Source organism: Tardiphaga sp. 709, assembly GCF_032401055.1.
Lineage (GTDB): Bacteria > Pseudomonadota > Alphaproteobacteria > Rhizobiales > Xanthobacteraceae > Tardiphaga.
Genome location: NZ_CP135529.1, coordinates 102,544 through 118,732 on the forward strand (window position 1 = coordinate 102,544; position 16,189 = coordinate 118,732).

Annotated in this window: 15 protein-coding genes; 11 read left to right on the top strand and 4 right to left on the bottom strand. The window is 62.2% G+C overall.

The features are described from left to right. Positions 1-37: 37 nt before the first annotated feature. On the bottom strand, positions 38-517 hold the full coding sequence (queF, locus tag RSO67_RS00530; RefSeq protein WP_315841895.1) for a preQ(1) synthase: 480 nt from the start codon (positions 515-517) through the stop codon (positions 38-40). Positions 518-645: 128 nt separating this feature from the next. Between queF and eno the strand changes: the two genes are divergently transcribed. Continuing rightward, positions 646-1,929: a phosphopyruvate hydratase gene (gene eno, locus RSO67_RS00535; RefSeq protein WP_315841896.1), complete on the top strand. Its 1,284-nt coding sequence runs from the start codon at positions 646-648 to the stop codon at positions 1,927-1,929. A gap of 211 nt (positions 1,930-2,140) precedes the next feature. Beyond that, positions 2,141-4,162 (top strand): glycoside hydrolase family 113, encoded by a 2,022-nt coding sequence (locus tag RSO67_RS00540; protein WP_315841897.1) that lies wholly within the window; start codon positions 2,141-2,143, stop codon positions 4,160-4,162. Positions 4,163-4,238: 76 nt separating this feature from the next. On the opposite strand, the gene RSO67_RS00545 is transcribed toward RSO67_RS00540, so the two are convergent. Continuing rightward, positions 4,239-4,919, bottom strand: coding sequence for a hypothetical protein (locus tag RSO67_RS00545; protein ID WP_315841898.1), 681 nt, complete (start codon positions 4,917-4,919; stop codon positions 4,239-4,241). A 215-nt stretch (positions 4,920-5,134) separates the two neighbouring features. Between RSO67_RS00545 and RSO67_RS00550 the strand changes: the two genes are divergently transcribed. Genes RSO67_RS00550 through RSO67_RS00565 form a run of 4 tightly spaced genes read left to right on the top strand, consistent with a single transcriptional unit; the run spans position 5,135 to position 9,436 of the window. Next, positions 5,135-6,415 (top strand): alpha/beta fold hydrolase, encoded by a 1,281-nt coding sequence (locus RSO67_RS00550; RefSeq protein ID WP_315841899.1) that lies wholly within the window; start codon positions 5,135-5,137, stop codon positions 6,413-6,415. An 18-nt stretch (positions 6,416-6,433) separates the two neighbouring features. Beyond that, positions 6,434-7,021: a protein-S-isoprenylcysteine O-methyltransferase gene (locus RSO67_RS00555; RefSeq protein ID WP_315841900.1), complete on the top strand. Its 588-nt coding sequence runs from the start codon at positions 6,434-6,436 to the stop codon at positions 7,019-7,021. A gap of 40 nt (positions 7,022-7,061) precedes the next feature. Beyond that, entirely contained in the window at positions 7,062-8,198 is a 1,137-nt protein-coding gene (locus RSO67_RS00560; protein WP_315841901.1) for a zinc-binding dehydrogenase, read from the top strand. Continuing rightward, positions 8,195-9,436: an MFS transporter gene (locus RSO67_RS00565; RefSeq protein ID WP_315841902.1), complete on the top strand. Its 1,242-nt coding sequence runs from the start codon at positions 8,195-8,197 to the stop codon at positions 9,434-9,436. Before RSO67_RS00560 ends, RSO67_RS00565 begins: the two co-directional genes overlap by 4 nt. 5 nt (positions 9,437-9,441) lie before the next feature. On the opposite strand, the gene RSO67_RS00570 is transcribed toward RSO67_RS00565, so the two are convergent. Continuing rightward, positions 9,442-10,053, bottom strand: a complete 612-nt coding sequence (locus RSO67_RS00570; RefSeq protein ID WP_315841903.1) for a LysE family translocator — start codon at positions 10,051-10,053, stop codon at positions 9,442-9,444. A gap of 70 nt (positions 10,054-10,123) precedes the next feature. Continuing rightward, positions 10,124-11,875 (bottom strand): caspase domain-containing protein, encoded by a 1,752-nt coding sequence (locus RSO67_RS00575; protein ID WP_315841904.1) that lies wholly within the window; start codon positions 11,873-11,875, stop codon positions 10,124-10,126. A 324-nt stretch (positions 11,876-12,199) separates the two neighbouring features. On the opposite strand from RSO67_RS00575, the gene RSO67_RS00580 reads away from it, so the two are divergent. From RSO67_RS00580 to RSO67_RS00600, 5 genes are all read left to right on the top strand, one after another. After that, positions 12,200-12,754 (top strand): NADPH-dependent FMN reductase, encoded by a 555-nt coding sequence (locus tag RSO67_RS00580; protein WP_315841905.1) that lies wholly within the window; start codon positions 12,200-12,202, stop codon positions 12,752-12,754. A 67-nt stretch (positions 12,755-12,821) separates the two neighbouring features. Then, positions 12,822-13,139, top strand: coding sequence for an FtsB family cell division protein (locus RSO67_RS00585; RefSeq protein ID WP_068730817.1), 318 nt, complete (start codon positions 12,822-12,824; stop codon positions 13,137-13,139). Positions 13,140-13,413: 274 nt separating this feature from the next. After that, positions 13,414-14,445, top strand: a complete 1,032-nt coding sequence (gene pdhA, locus RSO67_RS00590; RefSeq protein ID WP_068730816.1) for a pyruvate dehydrogenase (acetyl-transferring) E1 component subunit alpha — start codon at positions 13,414-13,416, stop codon at positions 14,443-14,445. A 32-nt stretch (positions 14,446-14,477) separates the two neighbouring features. Beyond that, entirely contained in the window at positions 14,478-15,878 is a 1,401-nt protein-coding gene (locus RSO67_RS00595) for a pyruvate dehydrogenase complex E1 component subunit beta (RefSeq protein WP_315841906.1), read from the top strand. 3 nt (positions 15,879-15,881) lie between these two features. Next, a complete protein-coding gene (locus RSO67_RS00600; protein WP_068730814.1) occupies positions 15,882-16,187 on the top strand; it encodes a DUF5076 domain-containing protein in 306 nt (101 codons plus the stop codon). Positions 16,188-16,189 lie beyond the last annotated feature (2 nt).

The following is a 16,189-nucleotide window of genomic DNA, read 5'->3' on the forward strand; positions in this document are numbered from 1 at the left end:
CTTGGATCTTCCGTTGTTTCCCTTTCGGGCTGAGGTTTCATCCCCGCCCGCGATACGGAGCGACGCCTTGCTCGGGCACCCACACGCCCTTGGGCAGCGTCCCGGTTTGCCAGAACACGTCGATGGGGATGCCGCCGCGCGGATACCAGTAGCCGCCGATGCGCAGCCATTTCGGCTTGATGGCCGAGGCGACGCGCTTGCCGATCTCGACGGTGCAATCCTCATGAAAGGCGCCGTGGTTGCGGAACGAGGCAAGATACAGTTTCAGCGACTTCGACTCGACCAGCCACTGGCCGGGCACATAGTCGATCATCAGATGGGCGAAATCCGGCTGGCCGGTGATCGGGCACAGCGAGGTGAATTCCGGCGCGGTGAAGCGCACCACGTAATTGGTGTCTTTCTGCGGGTTCGGTACACGGTCGAGTTTGGCCTGCTCCGGGGAGGTCGGCCATTCCACAGCGCGGCCGAGCTGCAAGTCAGCAGGCAATTTGGGGGATTTGGGGGGTGTTTTTGACATAAATATCTCCGTTGCGGCGGTTCATAGCCAATCCCGGGCCCGTCGTCACGCCAAGCGGGGTTTTCCCGCCGGGAGGCTTGCTGTAGAAGCGGCGCCAACGACCCACCCCCAGCACAAAGAGGGCATCCATGACCGCCATCGTCGACATCATCGGCCGCGAAATTCTCGATAGCCGCGGCAATCCCACGGTTGAAGTCGACGTCGTCCTCGAAGACGGGTCGATGGGCCGCGCCGCGGTTCCGTCGGGGGCTTCCACGGGCGCCCATGAGGCGGTCGAGCTGCGCGACGGCGACAAGTCCCGCTATCTCGGCAAGGGGGTGCAGAAGGCCGTCGATGCCATCAATGGCGAAATCTTCGACGCCATCGGCGGCATGGATGTCGAGAACCAGGTCCAGCTCGACGAGATCATGATCGAACTCGACGGTACCCCGAACAAGTCGCGCCTGGGCGCCAATGCGATCCTCGGTGTCTCGCTGGCCGCCGCCAAGGCGGCCGCGGAATCCTTCGACATGCCGCTGTATCGCTATGTGGGCGGTACCTCGGCCCGCACACTGCCGGTGCCGATGATGAACATCATCAATGGTGGCATGCATGCCGACAATCCCATCGACTTCCAGGAATTCATGATCATGCCGGTCGGCGCGTCCTCCTTCGCCGAAGGCCTGCGCTACGGCGCCGAGATTTTCCACACGCTGAAGAGCGAGCTGAAGAAGGCCGGCCACAACACGAACGTGGGCGACGAAGGCGGTTTCGCACCCAATATCGGTTCGGCCGAAGCGGCACTGGATTTCGTCATGGCCGCCATCACCAAGGCCGGCTACTCCGCCGGCAAGGACGTGATGCTGGCGATGGATTGCGCCGCCACCGAGTTCTTCAAGGACGGCGCTTACGTCTATGGCGGCGAGAACAAGACCCGCAACATTTCCGAACAGGCCAAGTATCTCGCGCAGCTCGTTGCCAATTACCCGATCGTCTCCATCGAGGACGGCATGTCGGAAGATGACATGGACGGCTGGAAGCAGCTGACCGATCTGATCGGTTCGAAGTGCCAACTGGTTGGCGACGACCTGTTCGTCACCAACGTCACGCGTCTTGCCGATGGCATCAAGAACGGCCGCGCCAATTCGATCCTGATCAAGGTCAACCAGATCGGCTCGCTGACTGAAACGCTGAGCGCCGTCGAGATGGCCTACAAGGCTTGCTACACCGCGGTGATGTCGCACCGTTCGGGTGAGACTGAAGACTCCACGATTGCCGATCTCGCCGTCGCCACCAATTGCGGACAGATCAAGACCGGTTCGCTGGCCCGCGCCGACCGCACCGCCAAGTACAACCAGCTGCTGCGCATCGAGCAGCAGCTCGGCACCCAGGCGAAATATGCCGGCAAGGCTGCACTGAAAGCTCTCGCGTAAAGCGCGAGCGCGGCCGTCCAGGCCGAGCAAGAACTACGCGATCAACGCCGTTCGCTGAAATAGCGGGCGGCGGTTTTCATTGAATGACACTGACCGCGTAAGCCGACAACGAGGTTCAATTTGTAGACGTCACCATGATACCCCATTGCGGTCGCGAAGGTATCACGTTGCGGGTTCAGCCTTCTCCAGGCAATGCCGACGGAGAACGCGAATGCCCAACATCTTTAAGGTCCAAGGTTTCGGTGCACTGTCGGAGTGGAATGGACAGTTCTCCAGTGCATCGGCCGATCAGGCGTTTCAGGCCATGGCGTCACTGGGATCAAATTCGATCGCGCTGACGACGCGGATATGGACTGACAGTCGGACCGGCAATGACGTGCTCGCCGTGCCGGCCAAGACCGAAAGCGATGCAAGCCTGCTGGTTGGTTTTCAGAAGGCGCATGCCGCGGGGCTGGATGTTGTTTTCAAGCCGGGCATAACAGGTCTCGACGGCACGATCTCGCACAGTCTGGCGCCTTCGGACGTCGATGCCTTCTTCGCGTCCTACAAGGCCGAGATCGTTCACCTGGCTGAAATTGCAGAGCAAGGCGATGTCGCCAGTTTCGCCATCGGCAATGAGATGAGCAGCCTGTCGGGCGACGCCTATCGCAGTTACTGGACTGATATCATCGGAGCCGTGCGCGGCGTCTATCATGGCGAAGTTACTTACGCGGCGGCAACCGACGAAGCATCCAAGGTCAGCTTCTGGGACCAAGTCGACACGATCGGCATCAACGCCTATCCGCCCTTGACGGCCAGCACCACGCCGACGGTGGTCGATCTCGTGCATGCCTGGAACGAGGTGCCGTATAATCCGTATTACGCCAAGGCTTTCGGCTACCAGTCACCCGTCGATTTCTTTCATTCGCTGTCGATGGATTACGGCAAACCGGTGCTGATGACCGAGGTCGGCTATCGCAGCATCGATGGCACCGCGATCAATCCGGGCGGCGGATCATCCAAGGCGCCTGCGGATCTCGCCGAGCAAGCCGATGCCTATAATGCATTCTTTCAGGTCTGGAGCGCGCATGGCGGCAGCTGGCTGAAAGGCGCCGAGTTCTGGCAGTGGGACCTCAACAACTTCTACTCCGAGACCGGCTATTCGGTCATGGACAAGCCAGCGCAGGATGTGGTGGCGCAGTATTTCCAGGGAAGCGGGGTGACGCCGGGCATCACCGTCACGGGCTCATCGATCGGCGATACGATCGATCTTGGAGGCGGTAACGACGTAATCACCGGTGGGCTCGGTCATGACGAGATCTATGGCGGGGCCGGCAATGACACGATTGTCGCCGGTCCAAGCGTAGCCGGCAAGCTCACCACGACCACCATCACGCTGACGGGCTATGGCTCTGTCGTGAACGGCGTCGGCGCGCAGGCGCAGGTTCTGGTCAATGGCCAGCCGGTTTCGGGCGTACTTGAATTCACGCCCGCGAGCAATCCGTCGGGCTACCAGACCTACACGGTCACTTTCGACAATCCCGCCAGCATCTCCAGTGTCGCGATCAATCTCGCAAATTCCGAGCCCGGGCGCGCGCTGCATTTCAAGGACATTGACATGAATGGCGTCGATCTGGTGCCAGCCGACGGCACCAATGCCAGTTCACCCGGCTCGTTCGATCTCTATGTCCGCAGCATCCAGTTCGACACGGCCAAGCATCAGGACTGGTTCTTTGGCGCCTCAAGCGACAACGACGTCGTTCGCGGTGGTGATGGCGATGACTACATCGCTGGTGGGGTCGGCAACGACATCATCAATGGCGGCAACGGCACCGACACCGCGGTATTCTCCGGCAATGTGGCCGACTACGGCATTAGCCGCAGTGGCGCTCAGACGATCGTCACTGACAGTATCGCCGGTCGCGATGGTACTGACTATCTGACCAATACGGAGTTTCTGAAATTCGCGAATGCCAGTATTGCCGTCGATACGCTTGCACAAGCACTTGCGACCAGCACTGGCAGTGAGAACTTTGCTTTCAGTCAGCCGTCCGGGCACATGACGTCCGGGCACACGGAGGTGCAGAATAGTGCGCAGGGCGGGGGCGCTGCGGAGGTCGCTCTTGCTCAGGTTCTGACGGCGTCCAGCCATCCTGTCGAGGCTGCGCTGGCGGCGCACGACGCGCTCGGCGTTCCTGATGCCGCGCTCGCGCCGGCCACGCCTCCGTCACATCATGACGTGCTGATCGTCTGAGGATTCCGGATGGCTAAAACAATTCAGCCGAGGTGACGATCACCTCGGCTGAATGCGTTTCGATATTGGCTGCGTATTATTGCGGAGCAGCCGAGACCTGTGCAGGCTTCGGCGCCGCCGGCTTGCGGCGAATACTGCCGCCGGTCACGGCCATGACACGGGCAATGGCCTGACGCTGCAGGCTGTCGTCCTTGTCGATCGAGAAGTGGTTGGTGGTGGCGTTCTCGTTGACGTTGGCGAGCTTGCCCTTGAAGCGCGGATCGGCGGCGACCGCACGACCCCAGCCGGCGGGTACGTAATAGTTCACGATCTGCTTCACGTTGTTGGGGACGGCATCGGGCGCCACCGGATCGAAGTTCACGATCAGCGCCACCGGAACATTGTACTGCGCGAGCTTGCGGGCGACCGAAATGGTCGCATCGGCGCCGGCCGAATGGCCCATCAGGATGATCGGTTCACGGTTCCCGGCCTTGTACCTGGCGATCATATCGTCCGCCTGACCGCTCCACAGCGTATGATTGCTGACGGAGGAGGCGACGCCAGCAGCCTCGAGCTTATAGGCCAGCTGGTCCATGCCGAGCGAGAACACGTTCATGAGGCCGCGATACAGATAGACATGGCCGGGGCGGCCCCCGGGTGCGGCGTCGGCATCCCCCGAACTGGCGAGCGAGGCCACAAAGAGCGACGACAGAATCAGCAAAACGGCCGCCGGAGAGGTCCACGACGGCCGTTTGAAGCCCTTGAGAGCAATCGACATAGTGCTTTCTTTCTTCGAAAAAACCCGCGACATGTTCAGACATAAGGCCCTGCCGTCAATCACAGTCCTGCCTCGATTCCCGGAATTGTGATGAAGGGGGTTGCGAAAGAGCAGCTGTGTGACCTGAGGGCGACAAAATCCTGCCGGACGCTTCCGTTTTGGGCATAGGCAGGTTTGTCGGCGCAGGCGAATTTGCTATGCACCGGATCAGAACGGTGCGTGATGCACTCGGGAGCGAACGGACGATGATCGCGCGGCGACATGTCTTTCACATTGGCGGCTACGACCCGATTCTGCCGGATACGCAGCTCGAGCGGTTCCGCCGTTCGCTGTCGAGTTTCGAGAAGACGTGGAGCGTGTCCGCGAAGGCGTCCGGCGTGCTTGACGCTACGGATGTGAGCGCATCCTGGCGGGCCGAGACCTCCGGGCCGAACTGGAAGACAGAAACCACCTACGAAATGCTGCGCTGGGATGACCTGATCCTGCAGGATCACACCCGAAGCATGCTGTCGCGATTGGGCGCTGCCTTCGTTACGCTGGGCGACTGGCTGGTGACGGGAACCCTGTTCCGCTTCTTCTATGCGAGCTGGAAATATGCCGGCTTCTTCCTGTTCTCCTATCTGTGGATCGCGGGCTTTGCTGCATCTGGCGCAGCGGTAGGCTATGGGCTGACCTGGCTGCTTGGCATGCATGGTGCCGCCGCATGGATCGCCGGCGCAATTATCGCTGCTGCCGTCTTCACGGCGCTGTTGCACCATTACGGCTGGCGCAAGCCGATCAATCATGTGTTCGACGACTGGATTTTCTCGCGGCAGTATGTTCATGGCCAGCGCCCGAAGATGACGGCACGCGTCGATGAATTCGCCAGGATAATCGTGGCACGCGCGCAGAAGGCCGATGTCGACGAGATCGTCATCGTCGGGCATTGCCTTGGTGCGGCATTGGTGATGGAGGCGGTGGCCCGCGCACTCGCGCTCGACCCGGATCTGACCCAACACGGCCCGACCATCTGCGTGATGACGGTGAGCGCGACCATCCCAAAATTCGCGCTCCATCCGGCCGGCAAGAGCGTACGCGCAGCAACGCGCCTCGTCGCCGACACGCCGGCGATCCGCTGGACCGAATATCACGCCCGCGACGACGTCATCAGTTTCTACCGCTTCGATCCGGTGACCTTGAAGCGCCGTAGCCGCGATCGCGACGAGGGCAGGCCGAACATACGCCGCGTCCAGATGCACGCCATGATGGGCATGGAGCAGTTCAAGCGCTATCGCTTCAGCTTCATGCGCATCCATTACCAGATGGTGATGGGCAACCAGTGCCGCGCGCCCTACGACTATTGCATGGTGATCTGCGGTCCTCTGCCGTTCGACGAGATCACCGCGGGCGAAGGCGGCCTCAAGCGCTTCGGTGCGGACGGTGCGCTGCTGGACATGCCGCTGTCCAAGATCACATCCTCTCAATCGCAAGCCGAGGCATCCGTGAATGCCGCATGATGGCCTGATCGGACGACAATGACCGCGTCGCTTCTTGGAACATATGTCTGGGCGATCGGTCTGATCGCCTGGTTCATCATTCGCTACCCCTATGCGCGCAAGGCCCGCCGCACGGCGACGTTGCGCGCGGTCGGCTGGAGCCGTGAACGCATCCTGCTGGCGATCGCCACCGTCGGCTTGTTCGTGGTACCGCTGATCTGGCTGGTGACCGGCTGGCCGGCCGCGCTGAACTATCAGCTGAATTATGCGGCGGTCGTGGTTGGCGCTGCACTCTATGTGCTGTCGCTCTGGCTGTTTCGCCGGTCGCACAAGGATCTCGGCCGGCAGTGGTCTGCCAGCCTGGAAATCCGCGAGGCTCACCAGATCGTGCGTGCCGGCGTCTATCGCAGCATCCGCCATCCGATGTATGCCTCATTCTGGTTGTGGGCACTGGCGCAGGCATTCCTGCTGCCGAATGCCATGGCCGCGCTGGGTGGACTGGTCGCGATCGCGATCCTGTTCTTCACCCGCATCGACTATGAAGAGCGGATGCTGATCGAGGCATTCGGCGACGACTACCGGGCCTATATGCGCGAGACCAAGCGCATCATTCCGGGCATCTACTGACGCGGCACCAGACCGCCGGACAGATTGAGGGGAAACGACCATGACTGACATCACATCCGGACTTGAACTGCGCTCGCTGATCAAAAGCAGCGGAGAACTGGAAATCTCGTTGCAGCAGGTGGCGATCCCGGCGCCGGGCCCCGACGAGGTCGTCGTGCGCATCGAGGCCGCGCCGATCAACCCGTCGGATCTCGGTCTCCTGCTCGGCGCGGCCGATCCGGCCAGTGCGAAAGCCTCCGGCTCTGGCGCGTCCTCGGTGGTCACCGCGACCGTGCCGCAGGCCAACATGAAGGCGATGGGCGGCCGTCTCGACGAGTCGATGGCGGTCGGCAATGAGGGCGCCGGCACGGTGGTGAAGGCCGGATCGTCTGAAGCCGCGCAGGCGCTGCTTGGCAAGACCGTCGCGATGATCGGCGGCGCGATGTATGCGCAGTATCGCGTCATCAAGGCCAAGGAGTGCCTGCCGCTGCCCGAGGGCACGACGGCCACCGAGGGTGCATCCTGCTTCGTCAATCCGCTGACCTCGCTCGGCATGGTCGAGACCATGAAGCGGGAAGGGCACACGGCGCTGGTGCATACGGCTGCCGCGTCCAATCTCGGCCAGATGCTCAACAAGATCTGTCAGAAGGACGGCATCGATCTCGTCAACATCGTTCGCAGCGAGGAGCAGCAGAAACTGCTGCGCGGCATCGGCGCGAAATATGTCTGCAACTCGACGTCGCCGAGTTTCATGGAAGACCTGACCGCCGCATTGATTGCCACCAATGCCACGCTGGCTTTCGACGCCACCGGTGGCGGCAAGCTGCAGGGCCAGATCCTGCAGGCGATGGAAGTCGCCGCCGTCAAGGCGATGAAGGTCTACAGCCGCTATGGCTCGACGACCCACAAGCAGGTCTACGTCTATGGCCGGCTGGATCTGCGCCCGATCGAATTCGTCCCTGCCGGGATGGCCTGGGGCATGGGCGGCTGGCTGCTGTTTCCGTTCCTGCAGAAGATCGGCGCCGCCGATGCCGCCAGGCTCCGTGCCCGCGTGGTCGCCGAACTCAAGACCACCTTCGCCAGCCACTACACTAAGGTGATCTCGCTCGAAGGCGTGTTGCAGCTCGACAATCTCCGGGCCTATGCGAAGCGCGCCACCGGCGAGAAGTATCTTATCAATCCGAACATGCCGGGATGACACTTGCCGATCAGTCTGCCGGCGTCGTCACGGACGGCGCGCGGCTCTTGCTGCGCCATCCGCCGTATCTGTACTACATGGTATCGCGCAGCTTCTCGCGCTTCGCCTCGCAGATCGCCGCTGTCGCGGTCGGCTGGCAGATTTATGATCTGACCGGCAGCGCGTTCCAGCTTGGCATGGTCGGCCTCGCGCAATTCGTGCCGATGCTGGCGCTGGTCTTCGTCGCGGGCCATATCGCCGACCGCTATGATCGCCGCCGCGTGGTGCAGATCTGCCAGATGCTGCAGGGGCTGACGGCGATCCTGCTGGCCTGGGGTACTTATGCCGGTTGGATCACCGTGCCGCAGATCTTCGTCGCACTGGTGGTGATCGGTGCGGCGACTGCGTTCGAGGCACCGGCCGGTTCGGCGCTGTTGCCGGGCGTCGTGCCCGAAGGCCATCTGCAGAAGGCGACGGCGCTCTCGACGGGCGTGTTTCAGGTGGCGATGATTTGCGGACCCGCGCTTGGCGGCATTGCCTATGCGCTATCGCCGTCGACGCCCTATGTGCTGATGGCGGCATTCTGGCTGATCGGTGGTGGGCTCAACAGCGCCATCAAACTTGCGCGCGAGGTGGCGGTGAAGGATCCTCCGTCGCTGCGGACTTTGTTTGCCGGTGTGGGCTTCGTACGTAGCAATCCGGCGATCCTCGGCACCATTTCGCTCGATCTGTTCGCGGTGCTGCTCGGCGGCGCCACCGCGCTTCTCCCGATCTATGCGCGTGATATCTTGCAGACCGGTCCGTGGGGCCTCGGTCTCATGCGCGCGGCGCCTGCCGTCGGCGCGCTGCTGACGACCATCGTGCTGACGCGCTGGTCGATCAATCGCCGGGTGGGCATGCGGATGTTCCAGGCCGTCATCATCTTCGGCCTTGCGACAGCGGTGTTCGCGGTGTCGCAATGGCTCTGGTTGTCGGTGGCCGCGCTTGCGGTACTCGGCGCCGCCGATACGGTCAGCGTGGTGATCCGCTTCTCGCTGGTGCAGCTCGCGACTCCCGACGACATGCGCGGCCGCGTCGGTGCGGTGAACTACTTGTTCATCAATACCTCAAACCAGCTCGGCCAGTTCGAAAGCGGCGTCACCGCGGCGCTGTTCGGCACCGTACCGGCTGCATTGATCGGCGGCCTCGGCACCGTTGCCATTGCGCTGCTGTGGATGCGGTTGTTCCCGACGCTGCGCAATGTCGAGCGGCTGGAATAGGCGCGTCAGCGCTCGGCAAAGGCCAGTTTTGCACCGAGCGCGGCAAACGCGCCGGCAAAAGTGCGTCGCATCCAGGTCAGCACCCGTGGCCGCGTGATGACGTGGTTGCGGATTGATGCGGCGAACAGGCCATAAAGCGCAAACACCCCGAAGGTCATCAGCATGAACACCGCGCTGAGCAGCAGCATCTGCGACAGCGGATGTGCCTCGTCGGCGCTGATGAACTGCGGCAGGAAGGCGAGGAAGAAGATCGACAGTTTCGGATTGAGGATGTTGATCAGGATCGCCGTGGTCGTGACCTGCAGCGCGGACTGCGCGCTGTCGTCAGTCTCGACCTTCAGCGTGCCATGCTCCTGCAGCGTCTTCCAGGCCATATAGAGCAGGTAGGCGACGCCGACATATTTAAACACCTGAAACGCCAGCGCGCTGGTGTGCAGCAGTGCTGCGAGACCAAGGATCGCAGCGGCCATATGCGGAACGATGCCGAGCGTGCAACCGAACGCGGCGACGACACTGCTGCGGCCTCCGCGAGAAAAGCCGGTTGCTAGTGTGTAAAGGGCGCCAGTGCCCGGCGATGCCACCACGATCAGCGAGGTGATGAGAAATTCGATGGTCACGATGATGGCTCCGGCTTGCAAACTTGGATCGTCAGAATGTCGCTTGCGATCCTGTCAGGCAAGCACGTCGTCAGTTGCAGACCTCGACATTGGTGAGCCCGATCCGCATGTCGCGTGACACCAGCCGGCAGCCGGGGCGCACCGGACGGCAGCCGGCATTATCGCAGACGATCTGGCCGGACGGCTGCGCACGCGGCGCGCGGGCCTGAATTTGCGGGCGATCAAGCTCATCGCGCTCGCGGCGCGGCACGTTGCGCTTGGCCTCGTTGCGGCTGCGCTTCTTCTCACATTCATTGTCGTCGTTCAGTAAGGTGCCAGCGCGGCATACGATTTTCACGCAGCGGTCGCCGTCCGCCTCCGAACCATGCGCACAGACCAGCGGGCAGACGCGTGCAGACTTGGCCTTGATCGCGTCGAGCGCATCGGTGCTGGCCGCCTTGGCATCGAACTTCGTCGAGGCGTAGCGATTGAAGCGTTCGAGCGACTTGCGGGAAGCCGCAGTCCATGTGTTGTCGACTGATCCCTGCAGGCAGCCCACCCGCTGAAGCTCGACCTGGACCTGACGGGGCAGATCGGCTGGCGCGGGCATTCGTGACACATCGGCCGTGGGGGCAGGGAGTGTCGCCAACTGCGGTCCGGCGGCAGGCGTGTCCGGCTTGCCGGCATCGACTTTGGCTTCCGCTTCCGCGCGGGCGCGCTCGCCGGCGGCAGCGCGTTCCTGCTCGGCGGTCTTGAGTTTCTCAGCGGCGATCCGGGCATCCTCGGCGGCTTTGGCATCGGCCGCTGCCTTGGTCTGTTCGGCCTTCCTGGCGCCTTCGACGGCCAGACGGGCTTTCTCTTCAGTGGCGAGGCGGGCTTTCTCTACGGCGGTGAAATGGGCGTCCTCGGCGGCGAGCTTCGCCAGCTGGGATTTTGCCAGCGACGCATAGAAGCCATCCGGATGCTGGGCCAGGAACGCGTTCCAGCCGTCCCTGGTCGCGAGCTGCAAAGCCAGCTCGTAATCGCGGCGAGTTTCTGCCTGGGCGCTGACGGCGGGGGATGTCGCGACGGCAGCCACCGGGACCAGCGGCACGTCGTCGCCGCCGAGCGAACCGTAGACATAGGGTTCCTGGCGGTTGCTGGTGTTCTTCATGACGTCGTCACGGACGAAGCCGAAGGCCTTGCGCAGGTCGAGGCCGGGCGTCGCGATATGGCGGACCAGCGCGGCCGTGAAGGGGCTGTTCTTGCTGTCGCCATCCAGCGCCGTCGAACCGGCCTTGGCCGAGTAGGCGATCAGCGTGTTGGGGCTGGCCGGTTCCACCTTGGCGAGGCCGCGGGGGATCGCGCGCGACGCGGTGGTGCGCTTCATGTTCTTGACGAAGGGGTTGTCGCGGCAGGCATCGAGGATCACCAGCCGCAGCTTCTTGGCCGGCTCGATGGTTGCGAGGATGCGCTCCAGCGAGAACGCTTCGTCATAGACGTCGGTGTCGCGCTCCAGCAGCGCGTCGGTCGGAATCAGGTAATTGGTGCCATCAACCTCGACGCCGTGGCCGGCGAAATAGACCAGCGCGACGTCCGCATCGCGCGCCTTGTCCGCGAAATCGCGCAAGGCCCGGCGCATCTCGGTCGCCTTGAGATCCCGTCTGGCTTCGACGATGTCGAAATTCGCGGTCTTCAAGGTCTCGGTCATCGCCGCGGCGTCGTTGGCCGGGTTGGCGAGCTTGACCACGTTCTGGTAAGCCGAGTTGCCGATCACCAGTGCGACGCGTTTGTCGGCGAAGGCCGACTGGCTGAGCAAGCTCAAGGCGAAGACTACGGAAGCCACAAGACCAAGGTTGCGCATCGGAAGCCCCGCAATTGCGACGGTCGAATTCGAGCAGCCTGGCCAGACGTCGCAGATCAGTCGGGACTGGCTTGCGTGGTTTGTCTCACGTGGTTTGTCGCGCAGTGCGCTCCGCAGGTTCGATCGCGGCGGCGTTCCGTGCGTCATCCATTTGAGCGATATCAGCATAACGAAGATGTGTTTGGGCGGGCGAGGCGGACGTGCCGGTTTGGCCCGATTGCGGCCGTCAAATACAATCCATGCACTTGCATCTTTTGCCGGGATAGGTGACAGGTTCCAGATGCGCTCCGCGCTTTTTGGAAGCAGTTATTCAGGGGATATCTCATGGCCACCTACAGCGTTGCCGTCATTGTCGGCAGCCTCCGCAAACAGTCGTTCTCGCTCAAGATCGCGCACGCATTAGCCAAACTGGCGCCGGCGTCGCTGCAGCTCAATATCGTGACGCTGAACGACCTGTCGTTCTTCAATCAGGATCTGGAAGCCAATCCGCCGGCTGACTGGGTTAAGTTCCGTGAGACCGTCCAGTCGTCCGACGCCGTCATTTTCGTGTCGCCGGAATATAACCGTTCGGTTTCCGGTGTCCTGAAGAACGCCATCGACGTCGGTTCGCGGCCCTATGGCAAGAGCTCGTTCCTCGGCAAGCCCACCGGCATCGTGGTTAGCTCGCCCGGTCCGATCGGTGGCCTGGGTGCAGCCCTCACCTTGCGCCAGACCCTGCCGGGGATTGTCGGTCCCATCATGCAACAGCCTGAAATCTATCTGAATGCCGTCGGCGACGCGTTCAACGAACAGGGCGAGATCGCCAAGGAATCGATCCGTCCGGTGCTGCAGGCCTATATCGACGCCTTCGCCGCCTGGGTCGACAAGCTGAAGAAATAAGCTGCGCAAATTCAGGTTGCGGCCCGGTTGTTAGGTTCGCCTTAACCGGGCCGTCGCATTTTCGGGAATGGTCAAGCATACCCGCCTCAAATCGATCCTCACCGGGCTCGTGCTCTATGCACTGGCGGCGATGATGATCAGCTATTTCGGGGTCAATGCCTATACCGGTAAATATGGCCTCAATGCCCGGCAGGAGCTCGACCAGGAGATCGTCGCGCTGACCTCCGAACTGGTGCAGTTGAAGAAGGAACGCACCAAGGCCGAGCAGCGCGTGGCGCTCCTGCGATCTGGTGGACTCGATCCCGACATGCTCGACGAGCGCGCGCGCTACCAGCTCGACTACGCGCATCCGCGCGACCTCGTGAAGGTCATCAAACCAAACTGAGATTCTCTCTTCGGCGGCGAGTCGTCCTCGCATGAAGCAACACAGCTTTGCATCAAAGCTATAGATCGCTCGCGCCCACTCATCGTGACGTCAACGTGACCACGACACGCGCTTTCATTCCTCAAATTACAAAACCGATCCAATTCGATTTCGAAAGTTTCACGCCTTCGCTGCAGTGCGAAACAACCGTGTGGCATTCCGCGCGACGCAATCCCTTTCAAGCCGCAAGCACTTGGAGTAGGAAGGGCCATTCACTCTCGCATCCGGAATTTTCATGGCCGCACCGAAGAAAAGCGTCGCTCCCGCAGGGCAGGCAACGAGCAATGGCGCAACCCCGTCATCGCCGCCAGATTTCACCCGCGATCAGGAGATGCACGCGCTTCGCGACATGCTGCTGATCCGACGCTTCGAGGAGAAGGCTGGCCAGCTCTATGGCATGGGTGCGATCGGCGGCTTCTGCCATCTCTATATCGGCCAGGAAGCCATCGTCGTTGGTATGCAGATGGCATTGAAGGATGGCGATCAGGTCATCACCGGCTATCGCGACCACGGCCACATGCTGGCCTGCGGCATGGACGCCAAGGGCGTCATGGCCGAGCTGACGGGGCGCAAGGGCGGCTACTCCAAGGGCAAGGGTGGCTCCATGCACATGTTCAGCCGCGAGAAGAATTTCTACGGCGGCCATGGCATCGTCGGTGCGCAGGTCTCGCTCGGAACGGGTCTCGCTTTCGCCAACCGTTACCGCGGCAATGATCTCGTCAGCCTCGCTTACTTCGGCGACGGCGCGTCGAACCAGGGCCAGGTCTATGAGAGCTTCAACATGGCGGAGCTGTGGAAGCTCCCGGTGATCTACATCATCGAGAACAACCGCTACGCCATGGGTACCTCGGTGACGCGCTCTTCGGCGCAGACCGACTTCTCCAAGCGCGGCATCTCCTTCAACATTCCGGGCGAGCAGGTCGACGGTATGGACGTCCGCGCCGTGAAGGCCGCCGGTGACCGCGCGGTCGCATGGTGCCGTGCCGGCAAGGGTCCGTTCATTCTGGAAATGCAAACGTATCGCTATCGCGGCCACTCGATGTCCGATCCGGCCAAGTATCGGACCCGCGAGGAAGTGGACAAAGTCCGCCACGACCAGGACCCGATCGAGCAGGTGCGCAACCGTCTGCTGGCCGCTGACGTGACCGAGCAGGACCTTAAGGCGATCGACGCCGAGGTGCGTGACATCGTCAACGCATCGGCGGATTTCGCGCAGCAGGACCCTGAGCCCGATGCATCCGAACTTTACACCGATGTGTACCGCTAAGCGCGCGGCTTAAAGACCGATCTGGAGTTATAATGGCCATTCAAGTTCTGATGCCCGCGCTGTCCCCGACCATGGAGAAAGGCAACCTCTCCAAATGGCTCAAAAAGGAAGGCGACACGATCAAGTCCGGCGATGTGATTGCCGAAATCGAAACCGACAAGGCGACGATGGAAGTCGAAGCGACCGATGAAGGGACGCTCGGCAAGATCCTGATCCCGGAAGGGACCAACGACGTCGCGGTCAACACGCCGATCGCGACCATCCTCGCCGACGGCGAAGATGCATCCGCTGCAGCGAGTGCACCGGCCCCCGCGAAGCAGGAGAAGGCCGCAGAATCCGCGCCGCCTGCCGCGGAAGCCAAATCCGCTCCGGCTCCGAAGGAAGAGGCTGCTGCGCCGGCAGCTCCGACGACTGCGATCCAGCCCGATCCCGAAATTCCTGAAGGCACCGAGATGGTGACCATGACCATCCGCGAAGCGCTGCGCGACGCGATGGCCGAGGAAATGCGCCGGGATGAAGACGTCTTCATCATGGGCGAGGAAGTCGCCGAATATCAGGGCGCCTACAAGGTGACCCAGAACCTGCTGCAGGAATTCGGCGCCCGCCGCGTGATCGATACGCCAATCACCGAGCACGGCTTTGCTGGTGTCGGCGTCGGCGCGGCGATGTCCGGCCTGAAGCCGATCGTCGAATTCATGACCTTCAACTTCGCCATGCAGGCGATTGACCAGATCATCAACTCCGCTGCCAAGACGCTCTACATGTCCGGCGGCCAGATGACCTGTCAGATCGTGTTCCGCGGCCCGAATGGCGCTGCGGCGCGCGTTGGCGCCCAGCACAGCCAGGACTACTCGGCCTGGTACTCGCAGATCCCGGGCCTCAAGGTTGTCGCGCCCTATAGCGCCGCCGACTACAAGGGCCTGCTCAAGGCTGCGATCCGCGATCCGAACCCGGTGATCTTCCTCGAAAACGAAATGCTTTACGGGCATTCCGGCGAGGTGCCGAAGCTCAACGACTACATCGTGCCGATCGGCAAGGCCAAGGTCGTACGTGTCGGCAAGGATGTGACATTGATCTCGTGGTCGAACGGCATGACCTATGCGCTGAAGGCCGCCGAAGAACTCGCCAAGGAAGGCATCGAGGCGGAGGTCATCGACCTGCGCACGCTGCGTCCGCTCGATACCGACACCATCATCGAGTCCGTGAGGAAGACCTCGCGCGCCGTGACGGTGGAAGAAGGCTGGCAACAGTCGGGTGTGGGCGCCGAAATCGCTGCACGCATCATGGAGCACGCGTTCGACTATCTCGATGCGCCGGTGGCGCGTGTGTCGGGCAAGGACGTGCCGATGCCCTACGCTGCCAATCTTGAAAAGCTGGCGCTGCCGTCGGTTGCTGACGTCGTGGCTGCGGCCAAAGCCGTTTGCTATCGGTGAACCATGGCAGGTCCGAAGGAACAGCCACTGCCGCCGGATGTCATGGATCGCGAGGACGCCACCGAGGTGTTGCGCGCATTCGTGCTGGATGGCGGGCTGTCCATCGCCTTCATGCGCGCCTTCGAGGAGCCCGACATGTGGGGGCTCCTGCTCGTGGACATCGCGCGTCATGCCGCTCGCGCCTATGCGCGTGAGGCCAACTATTCCGAGGACGAGGCGCTGAACCGCATCGTCGAAATGTTCGAAGCTGAAATCGCGCGTCCGACTGACATGGGCAACACCACGCCGCGGTCGCAACAAGGTCACTGACA